Raw genomic sequence first — 429 nt, forward strand, 5'->3', positions numbered from 1 at the left:
GTCCGGCCGCTGGAACGCGCCGCCAACGGCGTCGCGCTTCCGCTGCGAATCCGAGGACGGTCGCGAGCGGACGTGTGGCATCAACGGTCGCGGCGACGTGCGCTTCGTGCGCCAGCTGTCGCGTGCGGCCTGCATCGAGGGTCGGTCCTGGGGCGTCGATCGCCGGGGCGTCTGGGTGGACGGCGGCTGCCGCGCGGAATTCGAAGTCGTGGGCGCCTGGGCCGACAGCCGCTGGTGACGTTCGCCGGGCGCCGACCACGCGCCCGCTAGAATGCGTGCATGGATTCCGCATTCGATTTCGACCGTTACGACCGCGTCCGTCCGATCCGCTGGACGGGTGACGCCCTCGAACTGCTCGACCAGCGGCGCCTGCCGTTCGCGGTCGAATACATCCGGTGCGAGGACGACGCGGCCGTCGGCGCCGCGATC

Annotated in this window: 1 protein-coding gene and 1 pseudogene; both read left to right on the plus strand. The window is 71.6% G+C overall.

All coding sequences use genetic code 11. The annotated features are described in order from the left end of the window. Nucleotides 1–238: DUF3011 domain-containing protein (locus ACY35P_RS15660; RefSeq protein ID WP_462116761.1), on the plus strand; the 238-nt coding region annotated here is incomplete at its 5' end. Nucleotides 239–279: 41 nt separating this feature from the next. After that, nucleotides 280–429 (plus strand): annotated as a pseudogene (locus ACY35P_RS15665) (S-methyl-5-thioribose-1-phosphate isomerase); the annotation flags it as partial.

This window comes from Lysobacter xanthus, from assembly GCF_047159895.1.